This is a genomic window from Leucothrix mucor DSM 2157 (assembly GCF_000419525.1).
GTDB lineage: Bacteria > Pseudomonadota > Gammaproteobacteria > Thiotrichales > Thiotrichaceae > Leucothrix > Leucothrix mucor.
In genome coordinates this window covers 4,403,636-4,428,096 of the sequence record NZ_ATTE01000001.1, presented here as the reverse complement: position 1 = coordinate 4,428,096, position 24,461 = coordinate 4,403,636, and the positions used below count along the sequence as shown (strand labels likewise).

General features: G+C 48.0%; 25 protein-coding genes. 9 read left to right on the top strand and 16 right to left on the bottom strand.

Annotated features, from left to right (window positions below):
• Nucleotides 1-123: 123 nt before the first annotated feature.
• Nucleotides 124-720, top strand: coding sequence for a hypothetical protein (locus LEUMU_RS0120170; protein WP_157474411.1), 597 nt, complete (start codon nucleotides 124-126; stop codon nucleotides 718-720).
• On the opposite strand, the gene LEUMU_RS27035 is transcribed toward LEUMU_RS0120170, so the two are convergent.
• A complete protein-coding gene (locus LEUMU_RS27035) occupies nucleotides 710-2,878 on the bottom strand; it encodes a DNA topoisomerase (RefSeq protein WP_022954113.1) in 2,169 nt (722 codons plus the stop codon). The two genes, LEUMU_RS0120170 and LEUMU_RS27035, sit on opposite strands and share 11 nt — an antisense overlap.
• A gap of 217 nt (nucleotides 2,879-3,095) precedes the next feature.
• Between LEUMU_RS27035 and LEUMU_RS0120160 the strand changes: the two genes are divergently transcribed.
• Together LEUMU_RS0120160 and LEUMU_RS0120155 are read left to right on the top strand one after the other, a co-directional pair.
• Nucleotides 3,096-4,052, top strand: coding sequence for an acetylxylan esterase (locus tag LEUMU_RS0120160; protein WP_022954112.1), 957 nt, complete (start codon nucleotides 3,096-3,098; stop codon nucleotides 4,050-4,052).
• Between the two features lie 17 nt (nucleotides 4,053-4,069).
• A complete protein-coding gene (locus LEUMU_RS0120155; RefSeq protein ID WP_022954111.1) occupies nucleotides 4,070-4,798 on the top strand; it encodes an esterase family protein in 729 nt (242 codons plus the stop codon).
• 78 nt (nucleotides 4,799-4,876) lie between these two features.
• Here LEUMU_RS0120155 and LEUMU_RS0120150 read toward each other — a convergent pair whose 3' ends face one another.
• The 5 genes from LEUMU_RS0120150 to LEUMU_RS0120130 form a co-directional block, all read right to left on the bottom strand.
• Entirely contained in the window at nucleotides 4,877-5,338 is a 462-nt protein-coding gene (locus LEUMU_RS0120150; RefSeq protein ID WP_022954110.1) for a PIN domain-containing protein, read from the bottom strand.
• Entirely contained in the window at nucleotides 5,338-5,592 is a 255-nt protein-coding gene (locus tag LEUMU_RS0120145; RefSeq protein ID WP_022954109.1) for a hypothetical protein, read from the bottom strand. The genes LEUMU_RS0120150 and LEUMU_RS0120145 overlap by 1 nt, the downstream gene beginning before the upstream one ends.
• A gap of 73 nt (nucleotides 5,593-5,665) precedes the next feature.
• On the bottom strand, nucleotides 5,666-6,841 hold the full coding sequence (locus tag LEUMU_RS0120140) for a vWA domain-containing protein (RefSeq protein ID WP_022954108.1): 1,176 nt from the start codon (nucleotides 6,839-6,841) through the stop codon (nucleotides 5,666-5,668).
• A gap of 3 nt (nucleotides 6,842-6,844) precedes the next feature.
• Complete coding sequence (locus LEUMU_RS0120135; RefSeq protein WP_022954107.1) at nucleotides 6,845-7,696, bottom strand: AAA family ATPase; 852 nt, start codon at nucleotides 7,694-7,696, stop codon at nucleotides 6,845-6,847.
• Nucleotides 7,697-7,787: 91 nt separating this feature from the next.
• On the bottom strand, nucleotides 7,788-9,482 hold the full coding sequence (locus LEUMU_RS0120130) for a bifunctional helix-turn-helix transcriptional regulator/alpha/beta hydrolase (RefSeq protein WP_157474409.1): 1,695 nt from the start codon (nucleotides 9,480-9,482) through the stop codon (nucleotides 7,788-7,790).
• A 224-nt stretch (nucleotides 9,483-9,706) separates the two neighbouring features.
• Between LEUMU_RS0120130 and LEUMU_RS28345 the strand changes: the two genes are divergently transcribed.
• Nucleotides 9,707-10,267: a mannan-binding lectin gene (locus LEUMU_RS28345; RefSeq protein WP_022954104.1), complete on the top strand. Its 561-nt coding sequence runs from the start codon at nucleotides 9,707-9,709 to the stop codon at nucleotides 10,265-10,267.
• A 66-nt stretch (nucleotides 10,268-10,333) separates the two neighbouring features.
• Here the strand turns inward: LEUMU_RS28345 and LEUMU_RS0120115 are convergent, their stop codons facing one another.
• Nucleotides 10,334-10,711, bottom strand: a complete 378-nt coding sequence (locus LEUMU_RS0120115; RefSeq protein WP_022954103.1) for a hypothetical protein — start codon at nucleotides 10,709-10,711, stop codon at nucleotides 10,334-10,336.
• A gap of 193 nt (nucleotides 10,712-10,904) precedes the next feature.
• On the opposite strand from LEUMU_RS0120115, the gene LEUMU_RS0120110 reads away from it, so the two are divergent.
• Together LEUMU_RS0120110 and LEUMU_RS28340 are read left to right on the top strand one after the other, a co-directional pair.
• Nucleotides 10,905-11,843: an ankyrin repeat domain-containing protein gene (locus LEUMU_RS0120110; RefSeq protein WP_022954102.1), complete on the top strand. Its 939-nt coding sequence runs from the start codon at nucleotides 10,905-10,907 to the stop codon at nucleotides 11,841-11,843.
• A 169-nt stretch (nucleotides 11,844-12,012) separates the two neighbouring features.
• Entirely contained in the window at nucleotides 12,013-13,056 is a 1,044-nt protein-coding gene (locus tag LEUMU_RS28340) for a sensor domain-containing diguanylate cyclase (protein ID WP_051156076.1), read from the top strand.
• 63 nt (nucleotides 13,057-13,119) lie between these two features.
• On the opposite strand, the gene LEUMU_RS0120100 is transcribed toward LEUMU_RS28340, so the two are convergent.
• The 9 genes from LEUMU_RS0120100 to exbB all read right to left on the bottom strand — a co-directional run bounded on the left by LEUMU_RS0120100 (nucleotide 13,120) and on the right by exbB (nucleotide 20,138).
• Nucleotides 13,120-14,445, bottom strand: a complete 1,326-nt coding sequence (locus LEUMU_RS0120100) for a TRAP transporter large permease (RefSeq protein WP_022954100.1) — start codon at nucleotides 14,443-14,445, stop codon at nucleotides 13,120-13,122.
• 18 nt (nucleotides 14,446-14,463) lie between these two features.
• Nucleotides 14,464-15,024, bottom strand: coding sequence for a TRAP transporter small permease subunit (locus tag LEUMU_RS0120095; RefSeq protein ID WP_022954099.1), 561 nt, complete (start codon nucleotides 15,022-15,024; stop codon nucleotides 14,464-14,466).
• On the bottom strand, nucleotides 15,024-16,034 hold the full coding sequence (dctP, locus tag LEUMU_RS0120090; RefSeq protein ID WP_022954098.1) for a TRAP transporter substrate-binding protein DctP: 1,011 nt from the start codon (nucleotides 16,032-16,034) through the stop codon (nucleotides 15,024-15,026). The genes LEUMU_RS0120095 and dctP overlap by 1 nt, the downstream gene beginning before the upstream one ends.
• Nucleotides 16,035-16,252: 218 nt before the next feature.
• Nucleotides 16,253-17,113: a mechanosensitive ion channel family protein gene (locus tag LEUMU_RS28335; protein ID WP_022954097.1), complete on the bottom strand. Its 861-nt coding sequence runs from the start codon at nucleotides 17,111-17,113 to the stop codon at nucleotides 16,253-16,255.
• Between the two features lie 38 nt (nucleotides 17,114-17,151).
• Nucleotides 17,152-17,634 carry a type II toxin-antitoxin system VapC family toxin gene (locus tag LEUMU_RS27015; protein WP_022954096.1) on the bottom strand — a complete coding sequence of 161 codons (483 nt, stop codon included), beginning with the start codon at nucleotides 17,632-17,634 and terminating at the stop codon, nucleotides 17,152-17,154.
• Entirely contained in the window at nucleotides 17,631-17,897 is a 267-nt protein-coding gene (locus tag LEUMU_RS0120075) for a hypothetical protein (protein WP_022954095.1), read from the bottom strand. The genes LEUMU_RS27015 and LEUMU_RS0120075 overlap by 4 nt, the downstream gene beginning before the upstream one ends.
• Nucleotides 17,898-17,973: 76 nt before the next feature.
• Nucleotides 17,974-19,308, bottom strand: a complete 1,335-nt coding sequence (locus tag LEUMU_RS28330) for an energy transducer TonB (RefSeq protein ID WP_022954094.1) — start codon at nucleotides 19,306-19,308, stop codon at nucleotides 17,974-17,976.
• Entirely contained in the window at nucleotides 19,305-19,691 is a 387-nt protein-coding gene (locus LEUMU_RS0120065) for a biopolymer transporter ExbD (RefSeq protein WP_022954093.1), read from the bottom strand. Before LEUMU_RS0120065 ends, LEUMU_RS28330 begins: the two co-directional genes overlap by 4 nt.
• Before the next feature lie 12 nt (nucleotides 19,692-19,703).
• Nucleotides 19,704-20,138 carry a TonB-system energizer ExbB gene (exbB, locus tag LEUMU_RS0120060; RefSeq protein WP_022954092.1) on the bottom strand — a complete coding sequence of 145 codons (435 nt, stop codon included), beginning with the start codon at nucleotides 20,136-20,138 and terminating at the stop codon, nucleotides 19,704-19,706.
• 257 nt (nucleotides 20,139-20,395) lie between these two features.
• Here exbB and LEUMU_RS27005 point away from each other — a divergent pair, with 257 nt between their 5' ends.
• From LEUMU_RS27005 to LEUMU_RS0120045, 3 genes are all read left to right on the top strand, one after another.
• A complete protein-coding gene (locus LEUMU_RS27005) occupies nucleotides 20,396-22,600 on the top strand; it encodes a TonB-dependent receptor (protein WP_022954091.1) in 2,205 nt (734 codons plus the stop codon).
• A gap of 90 nt (nucleotides 22,601-22,690) precedes the next feature.
• Complete coding sequence (locus tag LEUMU_RS0120050) at nucleotides 22,691-23,374, top strand: Fe2+-dependent dioxygenase (protein ID WP_022954090.1); 684 nt, start codon at nucleotides 22,691-22,693, stop codon at nucleotides 23,372-23,374.
• A gap of 36 nt (nucleotides 23,375-23,410) precedes the next feature.
• Nucleotides 23,411-24,427, top strand: a complete 1,017-nt coding sequence (locus LEUMU_RS0120045) for a Fe(3+) ABC transporter substrate-binding protein (protein ID WP_022954089.1) — start codon at nucleotides 23,411-23,413, stop codon at nucleotides 24,425-24,427.
• Nucleotides 24,428-24,461: the final 34 nt, after the last annotated feature.

Sequence of the window (24,461 nt, the reverse complement as noted above, 5' to 3'; positions counted from 1 at the left end):
ACCACCTATATTGATGGCATTTTTAGCACGCCATCGAATCACCTGTTATCGCAAGAAGCTGGACGCTATAACGGCCATTCGCCGATACTATTACTCTCTTCTGGCTACCTTCCATAAGCGACTATGCGACAGCTCATTATTCTAATAACAATGCTAATTCTCTCCTCCGGTGCTCAGGCGAAAATCTACAAATGCACTAGTGGAGATACGGTTGCTTATCAAGCAGCACCTTGCAGTGGCGTTGCCCACAAAGCAGCTACACAGAAAGTGATTATTCCGGATCAGACTGCTTCTCCCAGCAAATCTTCAAACACTCAATGTGATTTACCCTGTGAAACAAAGGCGATGACTTGTCGCGCCGGACTTAAGTTTGGCAATTACAATAGTGACGGCGGATTGAAAGTGTGCGCACTGCAAGAAGCGGCCTGTAAAGCCGATTGTAATAACGACGCCAATGCCAGCCAGCTGCAAACGGACTACCTGAAAGCCAAGCAAAAGTATCAGGCAACACTGAAGCAGCTTGCCAATAATCAGCAAAATGACGCTTTAAAACGAGAACAAAAACAGCGTCAGGCGCAGAGAGAAGAGGACGCTAAGAAGCAATGCATCCGTAATAGCATTCAGAATATTGAACGCATCTTTCATCCGGTGGATTCATTAGATGCCAGCCAGAGAAGGCGCTATAAAAGCGCGCTGGAAGAGGTTGCCGCTAATTGTTAAGTGGTTTTACTGCTGCCTCTGGTGAGCCATCACGGTCAAATGCCCGATAATCGCAAGTTGGGTATTGGCTGCAACCCCACCAAAACACACCCTCTTTTTTAGCAGGTCTGCGAATTAAACCTGCATCGCAATTGGGACAATGATGCTCCGGTGAAACCACGGCTTTAGGCTCTTCCAGCAAAGGTTTGCCTTTAACATCGGAGAAGGTCGCTTTACAGGTCGGATACCTTGAGCAACCCCAAAACGGTACTTTTTGCTGGTTTTGTCGCAGCTTTAAATGCCCTTGATTACATACCGGACAAGTCACTGTGCTGACATGCAAATTCAAACCCTGCACTTTTACCCGCGCAATTTCATCAGCGATAATCGCATCCACCTCATCAATCAGCGCCTGATAATCCATTTCACCAGACTCAATAAGTCGCTGTTTTTCATGCCATAGTGCAGTTAAATCCGGCTTTACCGCAAAGGCTGGCAGGGCGTCATGAAACTCGCGACCAATACTGGTACTTACTACCTGACCATCGCGCTCCTCGATATAGGCGCGGGAAAATAAGGTTTCGATATGCCCATGACGAGTACCGGGCGTGCCGATCCCTCCTGACTCCTCTGGCGTATTCGCGGCTTGCTCAAGCAATAGGCGTTTAATGGCTGGGTCGGTCACGTAATCAGTGACGCGTGTTAAATCCAGCAGCAGCGTTTTCATGGTGTAGTGATTGGGTGGAAGCGTTTGTTTATTAATAACCTTAGCGCTCAGCAACTTGCCGCGATCAAAATGAGTAATGGATTCCAGATTATCTGGCGCAATAGACTCCAGCGCATCAGTCCCCTTATCGCCATCCATAATCGCTCGCCAGCCACGGTCAACATTCACCTTACCGACCGCTTCAAAACTGTGCCCTGCGATGCTAAATAACACCTTGCTCACACGCACCCGCTCTTCGGGATAAAACTGCGCCAGATAAGCCAAAGTAATCAAACGATAAATCCGCTGCTCCTGCTCGCTCAGTTTACTCAGATCCGGAACGCTCCCCGTTGGGATAATCGCATGATGCGCGCCGACTTTATCGGAGTTAAACACCTCACTCTTGCGGTGGCTATCGCACAATGCCGCTTCCGGAATGCTGGCTTTGAGTTTTTCAATCAATACGGTTGCTTCCCGATAGCGGTCAGCACTCAGGTAGCGGCAGTCACTTCGGTTATAGGTCACCGCTTTAAATACATCGCGAAGTCGCTGTGTGGCCTCCAGCACTTGTCGGGGTGAATAGCCATATTTCCCAGCCGCTTCAGCCTGTAAACTCAGCAAACTATGCGGCAACGGTGGCGCTATTTTTTGCTCTTGAATAGTCACCGATTCAATTTTTACCGGCGCATTGCTAATCTCTGAAACCAGCTGATTCGCAAAAAACTCATCAATTAGATGCTGTGAGGGGTCAAGCAAATCACCAGCTTTTACTTGGTAGTAAGCATTGACCTTTTTCCCCTGCACCTCAATAGTGGCTTGGATGATTTGATAACTATGCGAGCGGTACTCATCATGCGCTTTATCGCGCGCAACAATCAGCCCGAGAATTGGCGTTTGCACGCGACCAACGGATAACACCCCCACATAACCCTGTTTGCGCGCCAGTAAGGTGTAAGCCCGAGTTAGATTAAAGCCATAATGCTGATCACAGACCGCACGCGCCAAGGCTGACAACGACATGCCCCGATAGTGGTTATTGCTGCGCATACTCAGTGATGCGCGAAGGATTGCAGCGGGGTTATTATCGTTAATGAGTATGCGCATAACCGGCTTATCTAAACCGGCATATTCAATCACTTCATCGACTAAGCGCTGACCTTCGGGGTCGGGCTCACCGGCATTCACCAACTCATCAGCAGAGCGCGCTAAAGCAATAATATCGGCCAGATGCTCGCGGTGGTTATCTTGCGGGATATAACTGATTGGCCAATCCATCGGCAGATAATCCAGCGACCATTGCTGATAGGCTTCGTTATGCTCTTCGGGTTTACGCAGTCGTAGTAAATGGCCGGACAACCAAACCACCTGCTCATCGCCAAGATCGAAGCAGATACCGTCTGGCACCGATGGCCCGCCCAGTGCAACCGAGATGGACATCGCTGTTTCTTTTTTCTCTGCAATATATAAACGCATAAGCATCCTTATTGTGCATTTAACAAAGATCAGCAATTTTAGATAATTGAACTGTTATTCTACTGTAATTTATTAAATAGTCATGCTAATTTAGAAAAAACAGCCAAAAAACCAAAGACTTAACACGAAAACTGCTTATTTCAGCGGATTTTCCCTCCTGTATTCCCTATTCAGACCCTTTACGTATAATAAGTACAAAGCCACCCAAGGGAACCGTATGACTGCTTTTGCTCATTCCTATGACTTTGACCCAAGCTACGGCTATACCAAAGATGATCTTCTGGCGATCCGCTCGCCCGCTGCCCCCTCAGATTTTGCCTGGTTCTGGCAAGAGCGCTATCAGCGCGCCACCGCACTACACCCACACCCGCGCATTCGCCACACCGGAGCCTCCCAAGATGGCTATGAAATTTATAGTCTGCGCTACTTTTCTACCGATAGTTTTGTGATTCGGGGATGGGTGTTAATTCCGCAGGATGAGCCGGTTACCAAAGGGATTGTGATTGGCCATGGTTACGGTGGGCGCGATGAGCCGGATTACACACTGAAACAGCCCGGAGCAGCCTTGATGTTCCCCTGCTTTCGGGGTTTATCGCGCAGCCAAAAGCCCGGTATCTCTACCAATCCGGCTTACCATGTGCTTCACGATATTGATAAACCTAAGCGCTACATTCTCGGTGGTTGTGTTGAGGATGTGTGGATGGCGGTCTCAGCCATGCAGATATTATTTCCGCCCACCAAGGGCCATATTGGCTATGCGGGAATTAGCTTTGGCGGCGGCATTGGAGCCATGGCCGTAGCATGGGATGAGCGCATTCAGCGAGCGCATTTAAATGTGCCAACGTTCGGCGATAACCCGTTGCGCTTAGGTTTAAAAACGATTGGCAGTGGTGAAGCAGTTCAACACTATCAGCTGCAACACGGAAACGCGCTTGAAACCTTGCAGTATTATGATGCGGCCAGCGCTGCCCAATTTATCAAGCAACCGATGCATATAGCTGCCGCCCTATTCGACCCCGCCGTCGCGCCACCCGGCCAGTTCGCTATTTATAACGCATTGCCCGAAGAAAAATCATTGACGATACTGGAAGCTGGGCATTTTGATTACCCCAATGAAGCCCGTGAAGAGCAGGCGCTGATTAAAGAACTGGACGAATTTTTTTCACACCTTTAGCGAAGGAGAACAAGCCCATGCAACGGGAATATCACCGTTGGTACAGCGCTAATCTTGAGCGCATGATGGAGCTATTAGTATTCGGACATGCCGGTGCAAAAGTGCTGGTGTTCCCTACTCGCGACGGTCGCTTTTACGAATACGAAACCCTGCGTATTGTTGATCAACTGACCCCCAGAATTGAAGCGGGTGAGCTACAGTTATATTGCGTGGATAGCGTCGACCATGACTCAGTCTACTGCTTTTGGAAGCATCCCGCAGATCGTATTCAACATCATATTTGCTTTGAGCAATACATCCTGAAAGAAGTCTTTCCGTTTATGGAGGAGAAGAATCCAGACTCCTGCACCATTTCGCATGGCTGCAGTTTGGGTGCTTACCATGCGGTGAATATTGCTTTTCGCCATCCGCATCTGTTTCAAAAACTGGTCGCGTTTTCAGGACGTTACGACTTAACCTTGGAAACGGAAAACTTCGTTGATTTATTCAGTGGTCACTACGATGACAATATCTACTACCACACGCCAACTCATTTTTTGCCTAATTTAGCTGATGAAACGCAGTTACGGCAGTTGCGAGATATGGATATCACGCTGGTCATTGGCAAAGAAGACCCGTTTTTGGAAAACAATCATCGCTTGAGTCAGATACTGAACAACAAAGGCATTCAGCATCGCTTTCATGAATGGGAAGATCGGGCGCATCGTGGGTATTACTGGCGGCGGATGGCACCGATTTATTTATAGCGTTAGCGGCTTAACTCCGTCATTGCTTCTTGTAAGACTTTATAGATGGCGACAAAGCTTATTTTTCTATGTTACGAATCAATCCAAATTCTTTAGCGTTTTCAGCATCTTTTCAGATAGCCACATTCCATGCTTATTAACCAAATCATCAAGATACTGCCGAAACTCTTGCTGCGTGATAAGTTGCTTTCTGTGAGCCAGTTGTAATACACCTAGCGTTCCCATCACCGTTAATCCCATACGGGTTGCCTTTTGACGAGCCCGCAAATCATCTAACAAAATTAGATCCGCTTTTAGCTCTTGCGCCAAAATCATCGCTTCTAGTTCGCCTTGATGTAACACTCCCAAAGCCCCAGCCACGAAGTGCTCTCCAAACTCAGAAACAGCCGTCACGTCAATCGACTCTGGTAAATAAATAGGGCCAACTTCAGCTTTGACAGCTTCAGGAATAGTCACGGATGAGAAACAATGACTTAATAAATCTACTGCTTCAAGTTTAGATAAAAAGATTAAAGGGCTCGCACTAGACGCTACTCTCATTATGAGTGCTTCGCTAAACGATCCACCAGCAACAAGTCCTCTTCGACAACAGAGTGCTCAACCCGAAACCCGGAGTCGAAGTGTTCTCGCAATCGATAAGCAAACTCATCAAAATTTAAATCAGCCATCGCAGCCGCTGCGGCAAAACTAACTTTGTGTGCGTGATAGAGACTCGCCGCCAGAAAAAATGCTGCTGCGTTGTTACCCAAAGGCTCAAGCGCTTCGATAAGACTTTGTTTTAACACTACATTCATAACAACCTCAATGTAACTCTTCTGAATTTAATATAGCACTTTTGAGTTATAAACGGGATAAGACCTATCTCAATTATCGGCTTAACTCCGTCATTGCCTCTTCCAGTCCTTTTGCGGTCAACGGATACATTCTGTCATCCACGATTTTGCGGATCATGCCGATGGATTGTGTGTAATCCCAATACTCGCGCTCGGTCGGATTAATCCACACAATTTTCTCAAAGCTGCGCATTAGCCGCTGCATTGAAACTTCGCCGGGCTCCGGATTATTATGCTCCACACTGCCGCCACGATAGGTAATTTCCCACGGTGCCATGGAAGCATCCCCAACAAAAATCACCTTATAGTCTTTGCTGTACTTATTCAGAATATCGAGCATTGGTATGCGCTCGTCATGCCGGCGACGGTTGTCTTTCCATACCGCATCGTAAATGAAGTTATGAAAGTAGAAATACTCCAGATGCTTAAACTCAGTACGCGCCGCTGAAAACAGCGTTTCACACAGCCGGATATAATCATCCATTGAGCCGCCCACATCAAAAAACAGCAGTACTTTTACTGCGTTGTGACGCTCCGGCTCCATTTTGATATCCAGCAATCCGGCGTTATTCGCTGTACTGCGAATGGTGCCCGGTAGGTCCAACTTATCCGCTGCACCCTGTCGGGCAAATTTGCGCAAACGCCGCAGCGCCACTTTCAGGTTTCGTGGGCTAAGTTCAACAGAGTCATCCAGATTTTTAAACTCGCGCTTCTCCCAAACTTTAACCGCACTGCGATTACGCCCCGGCCCACCAACACGAATCCCTGCAGGATTATAGCCGCTATGTCCAAATGGTGACGTGCCGCCGGTGCCAACCCATTTATTACCACCTTGATGGCGTTCTTTCTGCTCTTCAAGACGCTCTCTGAATTGCTTAATCAGCTCATCTAAGCCGCCAAGGCTTTTGATTTTAGCCTTCTCTTCATCGCTCAGTTGCTTAACGAATTCATTGCGCAGCCAATCATCCGGAATCAGCGCTTCGACCAAGCCTTCCAGCGACTCCAGCCCATTCATAAACGCCTGAAAGCCTTTGTCGTACTTGTCAAAATGCTTTTCATCTTTGACCAGTAGAATACGCGCGAGGTAGTAAAACTCCTCAGTATCCGCGATTACCAGATTAGCATCCAGCGCCGCCAGCAAATCCAGATGCTCGCGAATCGATACCGGAACCCCATGCGCTTTGAGCGTGTAAAACAGATTGGTCAACATGGCTTAACGCTTTTCACGACGGTGCATAAAGGCTAGACGCTCCAGCAAAGACACATCCTGCTCATTCTTCAGCAGCGCGCCATATAACGGCGGAATGGCTTTGCTTTGATCGCGATTGCTCAACACATCTTCCGGAATATCATCCGACATCAACAGCTTCAACCAGTCGATTAATTCACTGGTGGACGGACGCTTTTTCAAACCAGGCACGGTGCGTAATTCAAAGAACACTTCCAGCGCTTCATTCACCAAATTCTTCTGAATTTCAGGGTAATGCACCGCGATGATTTCACGCATGGTGTCGCGGTCAGGGAAGTTGATAAAGTGAAAGAAGCAGCGACGTAAAAATGCATCTGGCAGCTCTTTTTCATTATTACTGGTAATGATGATAATTGGTCGGTGCTTGGCCTTTATCGTCTCGCCCGTTTCATAAACAAAGAACTCCATTTTATCCAACTCTTGCAGCAAGTCATTGGGGAATTCGATATCCGCTTTGTCGATTTCATCAATTAACAATACCACTTGCTCATCAGCGGCGAAGGCTTCCCAAAGCTTACCTTGGCGAATGTAATTACCGATATTGCTAACATCCACATCGCCTGTTGCTAACTGAGAATCCCGCAGGCGCGACACCGCATCGTACTCGTATAAACCCTGCTGCGCTTTGGTGGTCGATTTGATATGCCATTGGACTAAGCGCTTACCTAGGGAGTCAGCAACCTGCTCTGCCAGCATGGTTTTACCGGTGCCGGGCTCGCCTTTAATCAACAATGGCCGCTGTAAGCTGATGGCTGCATTGACAGCAATTTGCAGGTCGTCAGTCGCGATGTATTCGTTGGTGCCTTGGAATTTCATAGTGTGCCTGTGGGAGTTATCCTTTGGGCTAGTATAACTTTTTTAAACACCGGCAAACACCAAGTAACTAAATGGTAGTATTTGTTTTGAACTAGGCACTCGTGCGTTCAAATACAACATTCATGATCTCTTGGAAGTGAGTGTAATTTAACAGCCCGCCACCCTCTGCAAACTCAACCAGTTCAATGATTTCAGGGTAATCCTCCGCAAAAGCGCGTGAAGCTTCGATCGGTACTTGAGGATCACCACAGCCCTGAAGCAGTTTTATCGGTATTGTCGGTTCGCCAACCTCCGCTGACCAATCTTCAAAGCCCTCAATCATGTCGCGCGCGGCAGCACTGAAACCTTGTTCAGCGCATCTGATAGTGCCCTTATAAATACTCGTAGCAACCTCATGATTTTTAACCGCAGACTCATCAGCCGCAGAAGAACGATACATATTCTCGATAAAGTGTTTCGCACCATTACGCATCATTAGATTTTTCCCCGTTTTGAGAATCAATGCCGCAAATGATGGAGAAATTTTACTCGCGGAGATTAAAGCTGATGCCCATCTGGAAACCTTATCTTTCTTCGATATATATTGTATTGGCACAAGAGAGTTAACGATACAGACTTGGGTTATTCGCTCAGGAATTAGATTAGCCAGGTTAAACATAGATCGCGCAGCTGAGGCACGCCCCACGACTGGGCAGGAAGCAATTCCCTGCTGATCAAGCACGGCACTAATATCTTCAGCCAAACATTGATAAAGATTATCGCCGGGTAAAACATCCGTAGTCTCAGCAAACCCGGGCCGCCAGATACCAATGAGCCGTATCGATCGAGCCACCAGTATTTGCTCTATTTCTTGCGTTGCAGGAATACCAAACAGGCTAGGCAGAACAACAATGGGGCTGCCATCTGGGTCTCCATACACATTAACCTCAACACTGCGTTGCTGAGGCCTTTTAACTACAACCTTTTTACTAGCACCTTGGGCTTCTTCTGATGAAACACTAACGGCAAATGAAATAAGGTAGGAAACACTTAATAAAAGTCGAAGCAATTCAACCTGAGTTGGACAAGCCGTTTTCTCCAGTATTGTCTGAAATTGGTTTCTGATCGTGGTGTAGGAACGCTCTCTGATCTGAGCAATTTTCTTTAGCGACATCCCACTGACAAACAATCTCACAACACCACTTTCAGCGTCTGTCAGTCCGAATTTAACCGAGAATAAATTTAGCATTTCATCACTACAGGGCGTATCCATAATGATTAATAGCGCCTGAGGTGCACCGCTCTGTTCCGAACGAACAATGACTAATGGAACCATTGCCTCAGCATCTGTGAAAACCTGTAGCAAGGTTAAATTCTCACTGGCTTCTTCTTGATTAACAAACTGAAAAATCTTGGCGGTTAGTGATTGACCCGTTTCAAGCCGAAAGCCCAAGGTGTTTATGTCCACACCCCGACTGATGCTGTAGAGGCTTGTCGCGTGAAGGTTAGCGGCTAAAACGCAACCTTTTGCATCAACAATTAAGGCACTGCTACCCATTGAGTTAAGTAACGGATTAGATATAAACCCAACTTGATCCTGATCATTTTCCTCGGCCAGACGCAGTAATGCAGATACTGCAAACTGCTCAATCTTTCGACAGTCTGCCTGCTCCCATTCAACTTGGCTATCGTTATTGGCAACCAAGCTTTGCCACGACCGTAAGAACTCGTCATAGTCGTTTATATTCTCTGTCGCGTGCTCTATCGACCGTGCCATTTTCTTAATCAAGCTATCATCTTGCATCATAAACACCTTTGATTAATCGTAATATTGATCGGTTTTTGTGATTATTATCAATCGAATAAACAACGATATTTTTAAAATATAGTACAAATGCATCATGATTTGTTTTCTGCACGCTAATAAAGTGAATCACATGACAAATACGGTCATCTTCACTCGTCGGTAAAGGAGAAACCTTCACCCTAGGCATTCATCCGGCGGGATATAAGCCACTAAGGAGTATTGTTATGTTTCATCTAACTAAAAAAATATTTGCCGGATCGGTAGTTTCAATGACTAAAGTTCCTGCGCTTGCCGTTTTATTAATCGCCGCTATCGGGCTGGGAGAGGCATCGGCTAAAGATGTTGAAGCGGGTCCAATATGGAACCAAGCTGATGCCGAAAATAAATGCCCTGCATTGGCGCGACGACATCAGTCTCGCTGGAATGGACAATGGCGAACAACTGTTCCGAATAAGATGTCGGTGTGTGGCTTACAGGCACTCGTCTATGATGTGAATGCAGGGCCAATCTGGAATCAGGCTGATGCTCAAACCAAATGCAGCGCGATAGCCGCAAGGACTAAAGGAAAGTGGAACGGTCAGTGGCGCACGACGGTTCAAGGCAAAATGTCGGTTTGCGGTATGGATTATCGTATTCAGGATGTGAATGCCGGTCCAATTTGGAGCCAAGCTGACGCACAGAGGAAATGTCCAACACTAGCCAAGCAAAAACATGCTAAATGGACTGGCCATTGGCGCACGACCATCCAAGGCAAGATGTCTGTTTGCCAGCTGAGCTATCATTAAAAGCTGGACTCGTTTAGAAGCAAGCTCACAACAAATTCGAAGGTATTTCGCCTTCGAATTTGTCAATCAAACCGACCGCTCAACAAACCGCTGATAATACGCTTTAGCCGTCATTGTCTCCGCGCAAGGCATGCACACAAACTCCTCAAAGGCATCCGGCTTGCCATAAATCCCATCGGCCGTATTGATATCAAAATACGCCCCACAGCTTTGGCAGGTTTGCACATCGTAAGTACCATCCTGCATACCAACTACCCACTCTTTCGCCAGCTCAGTAAACGGGATAAAGCCTTCAAAATTAACCGTATTTTGTTTAGCGTCAAATGTGAGGCCGGTGTAATTCAACATCTTAACAATCAGCGCCCACAGGCCCGGTTCAAACTTAACGCCAAGCGCTTGATTAGCTTCTGCAACGGTGAGTGATTCTTGCTTTATCGTTTGCATCGTTCCCTACCCCGAATTATGTATTTTTAATTCTATCACGCTCAACTCAAGCCCCAGCCATAAGACTGCAGCAAACCGAGCACTGAGTACTATACTAAGCTAAATAGTGAAATATTATCGCTATAAGCCGACTCCTTAAGATAAGAGATTATCGCGTTATTCAAATTTTTCAATCACCTCCAAGGATGGACACATGAGAACAAAAATCCTCACAGCACTACTACTTAGCCTCAGCGTTAGCAGCCTACAAGCCGCCGATGCACGCTTCTGCGATAACTACGCACAGACTTCAATTAAACAACAAATGGCGAATGTCGCTAATAATTGCAAACAAACAGGCCTGCGCTGGTCACCCCTGTACGAAGGCCAGAAAGCCTGGTGTATGACTGTGCGCGATAGCATTGCCAGTAATGAAAATAATGCCCGCAATGCAGCCTTAAAAACCTGTGGCACGGATCTTAAAAAACTCGACTGGAAAACACTCCCCGATATTCCCATGGTCTGGGATCGCTTGTTTGATCAAATGCTACAAGCCACTAAAAAGGATGATGTAGTTGCTGTCAAAGTCATGCACGCCCACGGAGTTAGCATCCACCACGAGGAAGGCTTTAATAACGGTGCTATTTTGCTTCATGCAGTAGATTTACAGGCGGAAAAGGTCGCCGAGTATCTGTTAGATCAAGGTGCAAGCCCTCAGGTCACAACCAATGGCGGCGGCAATGCGCTCAGTCGAATGATCGAAGACCCGACCATTAATTACCGCATGCTCGCCATGCTGCTACGCAAAGGTTTTGACCCGAATTACGGTGGTGAAGGCTATAGCTTTCAAGCGTTTCCCTTATTACTCGCAGCCAATAAGAACGACTTCCGCGCCGTTCGAATGATGATGGACGCCGGTGGCGATCCAAACCTGATGAGGGATTTCAGCCCACTGTATTTTGCAATCAACCATAAAAATTTGGCCATGGTGAAATTACTGGTTGAAGCCGGTGCCAAGCTAAATGTTGAAGTCGGCATTGGGTTAGGCCCCTGCAGTTACCCTCTGAATGTAGCCGAACGCACTGGCAGCAGTGGTCTTATCGCCTACCTGAAGTCCAAAGGTGCAAAACCTGCTCCAGGGTGCGACTCTTAAGCCATAAAAGCATGAATGGATGCCCGTTCATGCTCTATTAAAGTGCCATTCATCAACTTTAAGGCTGGATTAATGCTTAGTCTATATAATATTTTTAATGAACTATAGCTTAATAAAACAACACTAATCGCTACTATTAAAAATATACCAACCCCATGCAATCATAAAAATGAGCAATAATCGCACACATAGCATTGAGAGAATCGGTCGATCGATCTACCCCTTAAGGGTGTTCGGCTTTATATTATTCGCCATCAGTATCTACTTATCCCAATCAAAAATGGGTGCTCTTGATGTGTGGAGCATCAGTGCTATCGCCATTTGCCTGATCTATCCGCACCTCGCATTTTTGAGATATATACGAAATGAAGAGCGCGAAACTGAAATCAGGCACATGCAAATCGACATGGCACTGCAAGGCGCGATGATCTCATTTCTTTGCTTTACCCCTGCGGTTTTCTTGCCCTACTTAATTGCTAACTCAGCAGCAAACTACGCCTTACGGGGTATGAAGCAAGTGGTTCAGGGCCTAGCGCTTGCCTTTGTTTGCGCGATGGTGGTGGGCCTGTTACGCGGTCAACACATGGCTTTGAATGCAGATCTCATCGAGTTTCTTGGTCCATTCATGTATCTGACCATCGTGACTCACTATATGGGTTACCTCGCCTATGCGCGGGGTATTTCCTTAATTCGCCGCAGAAAAGAAGCTGAAGAAACCAGCCAGTTAGACTTCTTGACCGGCTTAAATAATCGCCGCTCAATGTTTGATCAAGTGAAGTTAAATGACAAAGAGTTGGAAGCCAACAATATCGCGACGACACTCATTATGGCCGATCTGGATTACTTCAAACAAATCAATGACACCTATGGTCACGACCATGGCGATGCAGTGCTGGTGCAAGTCAGTGGGCTGATAAAAAGCAGCTTACGTGGAACCGATATTGTGGCTCGCTGGGGCGGTGAGGAGTTTTTAGTGCTGCTCCCAAAAACCAATATCGAGCAAGGCATTTCTGTAGCGGAAACCATACGAGAGACTATTGCCAACAAGCCCATTATTTATGATGACGTGGAACACCACGTTACCCTCACGTTAGGTGTCGCCTCCTACAGCACTAATTCAAACTTTGAAGACACCATTCAGCGTGCAGATAAAGCACTGTATAAAGGCAAAGAGCTGGGACGCAATCAAGTCATCCCAGCTGACGCAGAATAATATTCAAGGCAAAAAAATGGCCACCGCAAGGGTGACCATTTCATCGACTCAATGCCAATATATCTACAATGGGCCGTAGATATACTCCGGCAACCACAAGGCAATTTGCGGGAAGGCCACAACCAGTGCCAAACCGATAATCTGTAGAATAATAAACGGTACCGCCGCTTTATAGAGATCGTAAATCGTGATCTCCGGCGGCGCCACCGATCGCATATAGAATAGATTATAGCCAAAGGGCGGGGTCAAATACGCGGATTGCATACTGATAATAAACAGTACCGCAAACCAAATCGTATCAAAGCCTAATCCCTCCACAATCGGCACAAATAATGGAACAGTGATAAAGACGATCGCAAAATCATCCAGGAACATACCAAGGATAAAGTAGCAAAGCAGCATGAACAGGATCACCATATACGGTGACATATCCATGTCTTCAATGAACTCTTCCAGCACCATGTCTGCACCAAGGCCCATGTAAACCCGGCTAAAGAATACCGCAGCAATGGTAATCCAAATCAGCATTCCCATTAGCTTGGTGGTATCCATCAGCACGTCTTTAACGACGCTCCAGTTCAGCGTCCGATAAATCGCAGCACAGACAATGGAACCAGCGGCACCCACGGCAGAAGCTTCTGACGGTGTGGTCACTCCGGTAATGATGAAGGTCAACACCGTACCGATTAGTAACCCCGGTAGAATCAACGCCTTTAACGAGACAATTTTACCTTTCCAGTCAACTTGCTCATCAGCAGGTAACGCAGGGGCGAGTGATGGATTGATTTTGCAGCGAATGTAGATATACAGGATATAAATACCTGCCAGCATCAAGCCTGGCATTAATCCGGCTGCAAACAACTTACCCACGGAGTCTTTGGATAAGAAGGCATACAAGATCATCAACACACTGGGGGGTATCAGGAAGCCTAAGGCACCACCAGCCATAATGGTACCGGTGACGAGCTTCTTGTCATACCCTCGCTTAAGCATCGAGGGTAAGGCAATAATACCCAAACTCACGGTTGCAGCACCCGACACACCCGCCATGGCAGCGATCAGTGCACAGATGATGACCGTTCCCATGCCCAAGCCGCCGGGGATCTGCCCCATCACCTTGTTAATCATATCAAACAGATTATCGGTGATGCCTGAGCGTTGAAGCATAAGCCCCATGAAGATAAACATGGGTAAGGCAACTAGCAGAAAGTTATCCATTGATGCGAATGAGCTAATAGCCAATAGCTCTAAACCACCCGCTCCCCACAGAGCGTAAGCAAACACCACTCCGACAGATAACAAAGCCCAAGCCAATGGTGCGCCCAGGATCAACAAAAACAACATCGAACCAAACATGCCCAACGTAACGATTAACGGATCGGAACCCATAAATTTCTCTCCTGAGTGTTAGTGAGCATCATCAAATAGAGAGTTCTCTTCTCTTTCACCGATCAGTTCCGGCGGGGCCAGATTAAATGCGATACAGAAATCTCTGATTAGATTGGCAAGACTCTGTAACCACAACAGGGCAACAGCAATGGGTAATACAGTCTTGAAAGGATAGATAATAGGAGCCCAGGTGCTTTTGGAGGATCGTTCTCCAGCTGCCCAAGAGTCCGCGGCGAATTCCACAACTACCACAAAGAAAATACCGAAAATCACCAGCCCGAAGGTGCCGGTGATCACATCGAGAAATGCGCGTCCGCGAAGGGAAAATAAATGATAAACCACTTCACTTCGAACATGTCCGTAATGCTTGTGAGTATAAACGCCCGCCAGCACACAGAAGGTGCCGTAGAGCATTGTGGTGGTTTCATGGGCCCACTCGGTAGGGCTGTTAAACACATACCGAGCGAAAATTTCGTACACAAGTACCCCAATCATGACAAGGACTAACCAAGAGATAGCCTTGCCAAGGAATTCGGATATCCCGTCCTGTATTTTAAGAAAACGAGATATCCAATTCATTACGCACGTCCTTTGGCTGCCGCTGCTAGGATGTCGATCGCTTTCTGGTTGCGTTCAGATTTTTTAGCTTCTTCAGCCCAAACAACCTGAGATGCTTGCTGCAACTTGGCAGAGTCTTCAGCGTTTAGTGAGCTAAACTTAAACAATCCGCCTTCACTCGCTGACTTGTTACCCGCGTAGATCCAAGCATGCATAGAGGCTGCGTGGTTTGCATAAGCCATTTCAATGATTTTGCGTTGAGCATCAGTGAAAGAATCCCACTTATCCTTATTGATTAATACGCAGTCTGTGTAACCTGGGTTAACCATGTTCAGGCGAGTGTAGTGAGGTGCTGCTTCATACAACTTCATGGACTTGTATTCCAGCGGACCGCCGTAGATACAACCATCGATAACACCCGTGCTCAAACCAACGTACAACTCAGAACCTGGTAGGAATACTGTTGGGATGTCCAGTTCCTGCAATACCTTAGAAATAGAAGGTGTCGCACGGATCTTCATCTTCTTCATGTCTTCAAGGCTAGTAACCGGCTCTTTAGTCAGCAAGTCATAGTCACCACCAAACATGGGGCCTAAATAGTGAATGTTATGCTCTGCGTAGTCTTCACGAACCAAGTCAATCAAGCCCATTTCGTGGAAGATGTGCATCGCTTCTTCGAAGGTTGTCCATGCGCCAGGCAAGCCCGCTTCGATACCCGCGATATTCACCTTACCAGGCCAGTATCCGCCGTAACCTTCTGCCATATCCAATGTGCCTTTAGACACAGCAGACATCATGTCAGCATCCGGTACAATCGAGCCACCTTCATAACGACGAATGTTGAATACGCCATCGCTAGCCACTTTTACGTTATCGGTAAATTCTTCAAAGATACCTTTGGCTTCTTTACCCCAGTATGACTGCATACGCAGACGAACTTTATCGGCGGCAACAGCAGTCGTAACTGTTGAACCAAGTGATACTGTCGCTGCACTCGCCAATGCAGTTTTAATCATATTACGTCTATTCATGGATGAATCTCTCCGTCGTTTGGAACTTTTATTAGGGAACTTTTTAAGACTTGCTACCATTCAAGAGGAAGTATCTGACTGATACCTGAATGGCTTGACACCGTTATATCCTATACTTCATATAAACCATAGGCAATACGCAATAAGCTCTTAAACTTTCGCCAGCCAATTTAATCAAAAAATAGCCCTTATTTACGGCTGGAAAGTTTGCTTAATCCTTATACTTTGCGGATCGGTACCGCCGCCATCGGAATTTCCTCGGCCTTAAATGCACTGATCAAACGCTCCAACACTTCAGATCGAATTACCGTGCGTCGCTTTACATCTTCAAGCCGATAACGCGCCTCATATAAAACGCCCGATAACATATGCCCCTGCTCATCATCCCAGATCGAGCGAATCACCACCGTGCCACTGCCGGGAATAATGCCATCGACCTGATCGATCATTTTTAAGGTAACGGCTTTGACTTGTACAGGGTCGGCACTAAAGTCCGTTTGAAAGCGAATGCGCACTCGCATCGGCTGCGGGTCCATCGAGAAGTTTTTGACGGTAGAAGAGGCCAGTACGGCATTTGGATAATTCACAATAACGCCATCGGTATTGCGAATGGTGGTGCGTCGCAAACCAATATCAATCACATCGCCCCAGCCACCCCAGTGCTTGCCAATTTTATCAATCATAATCCGATCGCCTATGCGGATTGGGCGATCTGCAATCAGGAAAATACCCGCCAGAATATCAGCCAGCGTTTCTTTAGCCGCCAAGCCAATGGCAATACCGAAAATACCCGCGCCCGCCAATACCGGCCCGACTTTGATGCCATTGATTTGCAGTACCCAGACCAGCCCCATAAACAGTACGGCTAGCCACAGGAATTGACGTAGGAAATGCACAAAGCGATCGTCAAAATCGTTGTCGGTTAGCGCGGTGAGCTTTTCGAGCTTACGCACGACGACATAGCGTAATAGGTAGAACACCAGCATGGTGGTGACAATTGCCAGCAAGGTTTTTACCAGTGTGTTACCGGTCGCCCAAGCGGCGTTAATATCGTTTAAAAATACGTTGAGTGCGTCCATTAATTCCTCTTCCATCCTTGGTGGTTAGTTCTGGCTAATCAGGTATTTACCTTGTAATCCCCTACAGATTCATGCACTCGTTTGGAGCTTGCGGAAACTAATGGGTTAATGTGGCGAATCCCTGCAAACCGCTTAAAGTCATTATCCGCGGAATAAACTGCATACCCTTGCTCAATCGCCAGTGCAGCAATGTGCGCATCCGTTGTTAAATTGCCTGCCATACCGGAACTCAGCAACAGGTTTCTCAAGATGTACCAATGCTGCTCTCCCGGAGACACTAACTTAGTCACCGGATGATCAAGCCACTCATCGATATACGCAATAGCCTGATCAGCAGACAAAGGTGTTGGAAAAATACGAGCATTGGTCGTGATTCGCAGAAAAGCTAAAGTGACGACCCAAGGGATGCCAACCACTTTATTACCGGATAGAGCCGCCTCCCACCATGCTTTCGCCTCAAGGTGATAAGGCGCATCCTCATTGATTGCATAGATCAATAAATTCGCATCAACCAGAATCATTTACGCAACTCAAGTTTCGCTTTGATAGCCATATCTTCTAACTCATCCGCAAGCTCAAGCGCTTTGTCTAAGTTAACTCCTGCAGCAGCCTTGCCCATACTCACAGTTGTAAGCCGATAAGGAGCTGACTCGCGCTGAGAGGTATTAGCCAGACCATTTAACAGTGTTTCGTTAACAATTTGCTTGAATGGCTTGCCTGACTCATGAGCTTTGTTTTTCAGCGCTTCAGCTAACGCATCGTCGATGGTTAAAGTGGTTCGCATATTGATGTCCTCACTAGTAGCATCAAAACATCAATTTACATTTTTATACGATACTAATCAAGGCAGCAACGACCGACTAATTTAAGCGAAACTGCACTGGCACCTGAACAATGGATGCCAGTGTTTGCCCATCGCGTTTTGCTGGTTGAAACACCCACTGTTTTACCGCTGACAACGCCGCATTATCCAGTGAATTATTGCCTGAAGAGCGATACACCACCGCACTACTCACACGGCCATCGGTTCGAACATTGGCACGAATAACCGCTGTCCCTTCAATCCCACGCGCCCTTGCCAATCGCGGATAACGCAGTGGCGTGCGTGACTGATAACCGGGATTAGTGATTAATGGCGGCCCCGAATCACTGCTAGTTCCAGAGCGTGCACTTGCTTTTGCGGCAGCCACTTGGCGCGCTTGGGCCTGTGCCGCTAATTGGCGCTGACGCCCTTGTGCGGCTTGGCGTTGAGCCTCTGCCTGCGCTTGCTTTTGGCGTTGCTGGGCTTCCCATTCGGCACGGCGTTTATTGGCTAATTGTTGAGCTTGCTGCTCACGTCGCTTGGCTTCGGCTTGCGCTTTACGCTGCTCTGCTAACTGCTCTGCTTGTTTCTGCTTTTGCTTGGCTTCCCACTCTGCACGACGCTGATCTGCTAATTGCTTTTCCCGCAGTTGGCGCTGCTTAGCCTCCCATTCGGCACGGCGTTGCTCGACCAGTTTTTGCTGTTTTAAACGAGCCTGCTGAGCTTCCCATTGCTTGCGGCGTTGCTGAGCTTCGTGTTGTTTAATCGCTTCCTGCTCGCGCTGCTTAGCTTCCCACTCGGCGCGGCGTTGAGCGGCTAGCTGCTGGGCTTTTAGCTCACGTTGTTTTTCCTCCCACTCGGCACGACGCTTAGCAATTAAGGCTTCATCCCGACGCTTTTTCTCCTGCTGCGCTTTACGACGAGCAATCTCAGCTTTCACTTCCGCTTGGTCAACTTGCTTTACAACAGGCGCTGGCTTTGGTTCGGGCTTTGGAGCCGGTTCAGGAATGGGCTCTGGCTCTGGTTCCGGAACAGGTTCTGGCTCAGAAGTAGGTTCTGGGATTGGCTCTGGCTTGGGAGCTGGTTCCGGCTCAGGCTCTTGCGCAGGGATTGGTTCGGGAACGGGCGCAGGAGTTGGCTCTGGCGCAGGCTCGGGAATCGGTTCTGGCTCCGGCGCTGGCTCTTCCTCTGCAACCGCTTCAGTAACGGGCTCTGCTTCCGGCGCGGGTTCTGCCACAGGCTCAGGGCTTGACGCGGCAAACTGCGCCAACTCCAGCGGCATCATAACGACCGGTTCAACCGGCTCCGGTTTCGCCGCCAATAAAGGCAAACACATCCACACCAATGCACCATGAATTAGCCCCGACCAGAGAAATCCTGCGTGGCGCTTCATTTTCGAGAGTCCTGCTCTGCTTGAATTGAAATATTGTTAAAGCTTTGCGCTTTGAGCGTATCGATCAAGGCAATGAAGTGTTCAAACACGGCCGCTTTATCAATCCGCAATACAATTAACTGCTCAATGGGAATATCCGCCAGCTTGGCTTTAAGCGCATCAAACTCAATGTGCTCCGCGCCAAAGTGCAGTTGGTTTTCTGCATTAATGGCGATTTCCAGCGGCTCCTGATCTTTAGGTGCCTCGCTCACGGTACCCGCTTTTGGCAAGCTCACTTCGATTAAACCCTTAGAAACAAAGCTGGCCGTGGTCAGCACAATCGCTAACAACACCAGCATAATATCGATAAAGGGAATCATATTAATCTGATCGAAACGTTTCATACGGCCGCTCCGTTACGCTGCCTGCGCGGCACGCCAATGCGCCACCAGTACATCAACTTTACGCATCAAACCGTTGTAAAACAGAATGGCAGGAATCGCGACCATCAGCCCAGCCGCTGTAGCTTTTAGCGCCATCGCCAAGCCAACCATAATGCTATTCACATCCATATTGCCATCGGTTCCCATTGCATTAAATGTCAGCAAAATACCAATAACAGTACCTAACAGACCAATATACGGCGCATTTGCAGCAACACTGGAAATCACCGTGAGGTTACGGGTTAGCTCCGATTCCAGCAGTTCGATGTGTTTGAATTCAGCGAGCTTGACGCGCCGAAAGAAGAAGTAGCGTTCAATGCTGAAAGCCAGCATCAGAAAACTCATGAAGCCCAAAATACCTAATACCATGTGATCAAGGTACTGAGTCAGAAATGCCATCAAGTCCATACGTGTCCATCTGTTTTTGTCGTAAGGGCCGGGCTATCAATGAGGGAATTGAATGGCTAGGAATATTTTGCAAATGATAATCAATCGCATTATTATTTGCAATCCACAAAGGCCATTCAGCGGCCATTTTTAAAAAGTTTAAATTACCGCTTGTTAATGCAAATAAAAACGATTAGCATTCGCAAAAAATTAAACCCCCGCATCATATAGCCACTTATAGCCACAGATGCTCCCTCTCTACCTTGGAGCCTACACCAGTGAGTTATAGCAAATCTGAGCCTTGCCTTTTTCAGCGTGGCAGCACCCTACAATTAACCTCTGTTGCCTTAGTAACAGTGGCAAGTTTATCCGTTGCTCATGCAGCAGACGTCACCACGCTGGAAACAGTTACCGTCAACGAGTCGGTACAGCCAGCCGCCAGTAACCCCAATGCAGACCCCGATGCGCCTTACAAAATCGATGTGTCTGGCAATGCCAAATTCACCCAGCCATTATTGGATACAGCCAAGAGCATCAGCATTGTCGGTAAAGAGCAAATGGCGGATGAAGGCATTACCGCACTGAAAGAACTCATGCGTACTCAACCGGGTATTACGCTAGGAACCGGTGAAGGCGGAAACGCTTACGGCGACCGCTTTATTATTCGTGGCTTTGAAGCCCGCGGCGATGTGTTTATGGATGGCATGCGTGACCCTGGCTCAGCCAATCGTGAAGTGTTTAACACCGAGCAAGTTGAAATTGCTAAAGGTGCCAGCTCTACATTTGCGGGCCGTGGAACCACCGGTGGCGCAGTTAACAGCGTGAGCAAAAAGCCACAAGATACCGATTTCGCAAGAATCACCGGCACGCTGGGTGAGTATGATCAGCGCCTATTGCTGGACGCTAACAAAGTACTCAACGATCGCGTTAAAGTACGTGCCAATTTGATGGTACAAGACTCCACGGTTTCCGGCCGTGACGAAGTGTACGACGAGCGCCAAGGTGCGGCATTATCTGCCGACATCAAAGCGACAGAAAGCACTGATATCTTGCTGGATTACTACCACTTAAGAACGGATTCACTGCCTGATTTTGGTATTCCATGGGATTCTGAAACCGGCAAGCCAGCGGACGTAGGTTCTAACTGGTACGGCCTTGCTTACCGTGACTTCCAGGAAACGGGAGCGGATATTTTCACCGCAACGTTCAGCACTCGCTTCTCTAACCAAACCTCATTGGTCAACAAAGTACGTATTGGTGAAACCACCAATGATTATGCGGTAACGGCGCCAGAAGCACGTAATGGCGTGATCAGCTTAACCAGCCCGAAAAGAGCGGCGTATACCAATAAATTTAAAGGACTTAACTCCCAGCTCACACATGAGCGACATATTGGAAATCAAGAACATACGATTGCGATCGGTATTGAAGCCAGCCGCGAAGAAGTCAGCAATGATGGCTTGGTTATCAGCGGTGTAACCGACGGTTTATCACAAAGTGTAGAAGACCCCGATAACTACCTAGCCGGCGGCGGTACATTGAGCCGTGGCACCAACGGTAATATTGCGATTGTCGATACCGCGGCCCTGTACATGATGGATACCGTGAAATTTAACGATAAGTTTCAGGTATCTGGCGGCGTTCGCTACGACACCTACGACATCAGCAAAGACACCATCGCCAATGAATACGATGACGCGACCTATGGTGAGCTGGATACTGACTTCTTAAACGGACACTTAGGTTTCACCTATAAGCCACGTCCTAATGGCAGCATCTACGCCTCGGTTAGCACCTCTTCCAATGTACCGGGTGAGTTACTGGATGCCAGCGCTGCCGCCTATGGCGGCTTGACCGCTGACTCTTCGGAGTTCACCAAGCCAGAGCGTAATAAAAGCTATGAGATTGGTACCAAGTGGGATCTTGCTAATAACCATTTAGCACTAACTGCGGCGATCTTCCAAACGGATAAGTCGAACAAGCTGGAAGAAACTGGCCCACGTGGCGATACCGAGATCACACAAACCGGTGGCGCACGGGTTAAAGGGGCTGAGATTACCTTAAGTGGTAACGCGACACCTAAGCTGACCTTAAGCGGTGGCGCGACTTACCTGGATACCGAAGTAACAGAGTCTGCCGATGCGGATACGATCGGTTTAGAGCTGGCAAACGTGGCCAGCAAGAGCGCCTTTATCCAAGCTAAATATGCCGTCACACCACGCTTCTCAATGGGTGCGACGCTCACGCATACCGGTGAAATTAAAGGCGGAACCTTTGCTGCAACCACGGGCAACACGCTGGAAGCCAACAACCGCTTAGACCTAATGGCTGATTTTAAGGTGAATAAAAACCTGAGCCTGCAAGCCAATTTAAACAATGCCACGGATGAAACCATCTACGAAGCATTTTACCGCAGCGGCAGCCCGTTTGTGTATGTCGCACCCGGTCGTACCGGTAGCGTGAGCTTCACTTACGACTTTTAATCGCTAGTTCGTCCTTGCCCATTACCGGTTTATTTAGCCCCTACTAAAGACCACCGGTAATGGGCACTTTTTTGCATGAGGCCAAACCCAATGCTGCTCCACCTACCCAATGTATTAACGCCCGAACAAGTCCAACAAGGCCGCGCCGCGCTCGAAGCGGCCAGCTGGGTTGATGGCAAAGTCACCGCAGGCCAACAGTCGGCTTCGGTTAAACACAATAGCCAACTCCCGCAGGACTCCGAAACCGCTAGAATCATCGGCGATATGATCATCGATGCCCTGTCACACAATAATCAATTTATCTCTGCGGCCCTGCCCGCCAAAATTTTCCCACCGCTGTTTAATAGCTATCAAAATGGCGGCCACTTCGGCACTCATATCGATAATGCGATTCGCATAGTGCCCAACAGCATTGTCCGTGTGCGTACTGACTTATCCGCGACTTTATTTTTTAGTGAGCCTGATGAGTATGACGGCGGCGAGCTGGTCATCGAAGACACTTACGGCGAGCAATCAATCAAGTTTGCGGCGGGCGATATGGTGCTCTACCCCGGCACCAGCTATCACCATGTAAATCCGGTCACGCGCGGCAAACGGGTCAGTGCTTTTTTCTGGATACAAAGCATGGTGCGGGACGATGCCTCGCGCAATATGTTGTACCAAATGGACCAGAGCATTCAATCGATCGCCGCTCAGCAAAGCTTGGCTGATCCTGATGTGGTGCGCCTGACAGGGGTTTACCACAATCTGATTCGCCGCTGGGCCGATACCTGAAATCCTTAGTAACTTAATCTTAAAACAGAGCCTGTTATGCCTAAGTTTATCTCCAAGTCACTCTTTTTAATCGCAGTATTAGTCTGCCAGAGCGCATTTGCCAACGAGGTGAATGTGTATTCCTCGCGCCAATCACAGCTTATCAAGCCACTGCTGGATGCCTTTAGCAAAGACACTGGCATTCGCGTAAATTTGATCACCGCCAGCGATGATGTTTTGCTAAAACGCCTGCAAAGTGAAGGCCGCAACAGCCCTGCGGATATTCTGCTAACAGCCGATGCGGGTCGCTTGTATCGCGCCAAATCAATGGGCTTGCTGCAAGCCGTGCAATCACCGGGTTTGATCAAAAACATTCCGGCTAACCTTCGTGATCCCGGCAATACCTGGTTTGGCTTAACCTATCGGGCACGGACTATTTTTTACTCCAAAGATCGGGTTAATCCACAGCAATTATCCACTTACGAAGCCCTTACCGCGCCACAGTGGAAAGGCCGGGTTTGCGTGACTTCCTCCAATAGTATTTACAACCAATCACTTACCGCGTCGATGATTGCCAGTGTCGGTGAAGCGCGCGCGCAGCAATGGGCGAAAGGTTTGGTGGCTAACTTCTCCAGAAACCCAGTGGGTGGCGATAAAGACCAAATCAGCGCCGTGGCTTCAGGGCGTTGCGACGTGGCAATTGCCAATAACTATTACTATGCACAAATGCTATTTGGCGGCGATACCACACAAAAGGCCGCAGCTAATCGTGTGGGTATTTTCTGGGCGAATCAGCGCGATCGTGGCACGCATATCAATATCAGCGGCGCGGGTGTAACGGCTTCGGCAAAGCACAAAGAGAATGCCGTGCGCCTGCTTAACTACCTGCTACAGGATATTGCACAGCAGTGGTATGCGACGGTGAATGGCGAGTTTCCGGTAAAGCCTGGGGTGGCTCCTGACCCACGCATTCAGGCTTGGGGCCGCTTTAAAAGCGATGCGGTAAATTTATCGGTGCTGGGAAAATACAACCCACAAGCGGTTAGGCTGTTAGATTTGGCCGGTTGGCGCTAAATAAATTCGTCCACATTGTAAGGCTTTAGCGAAG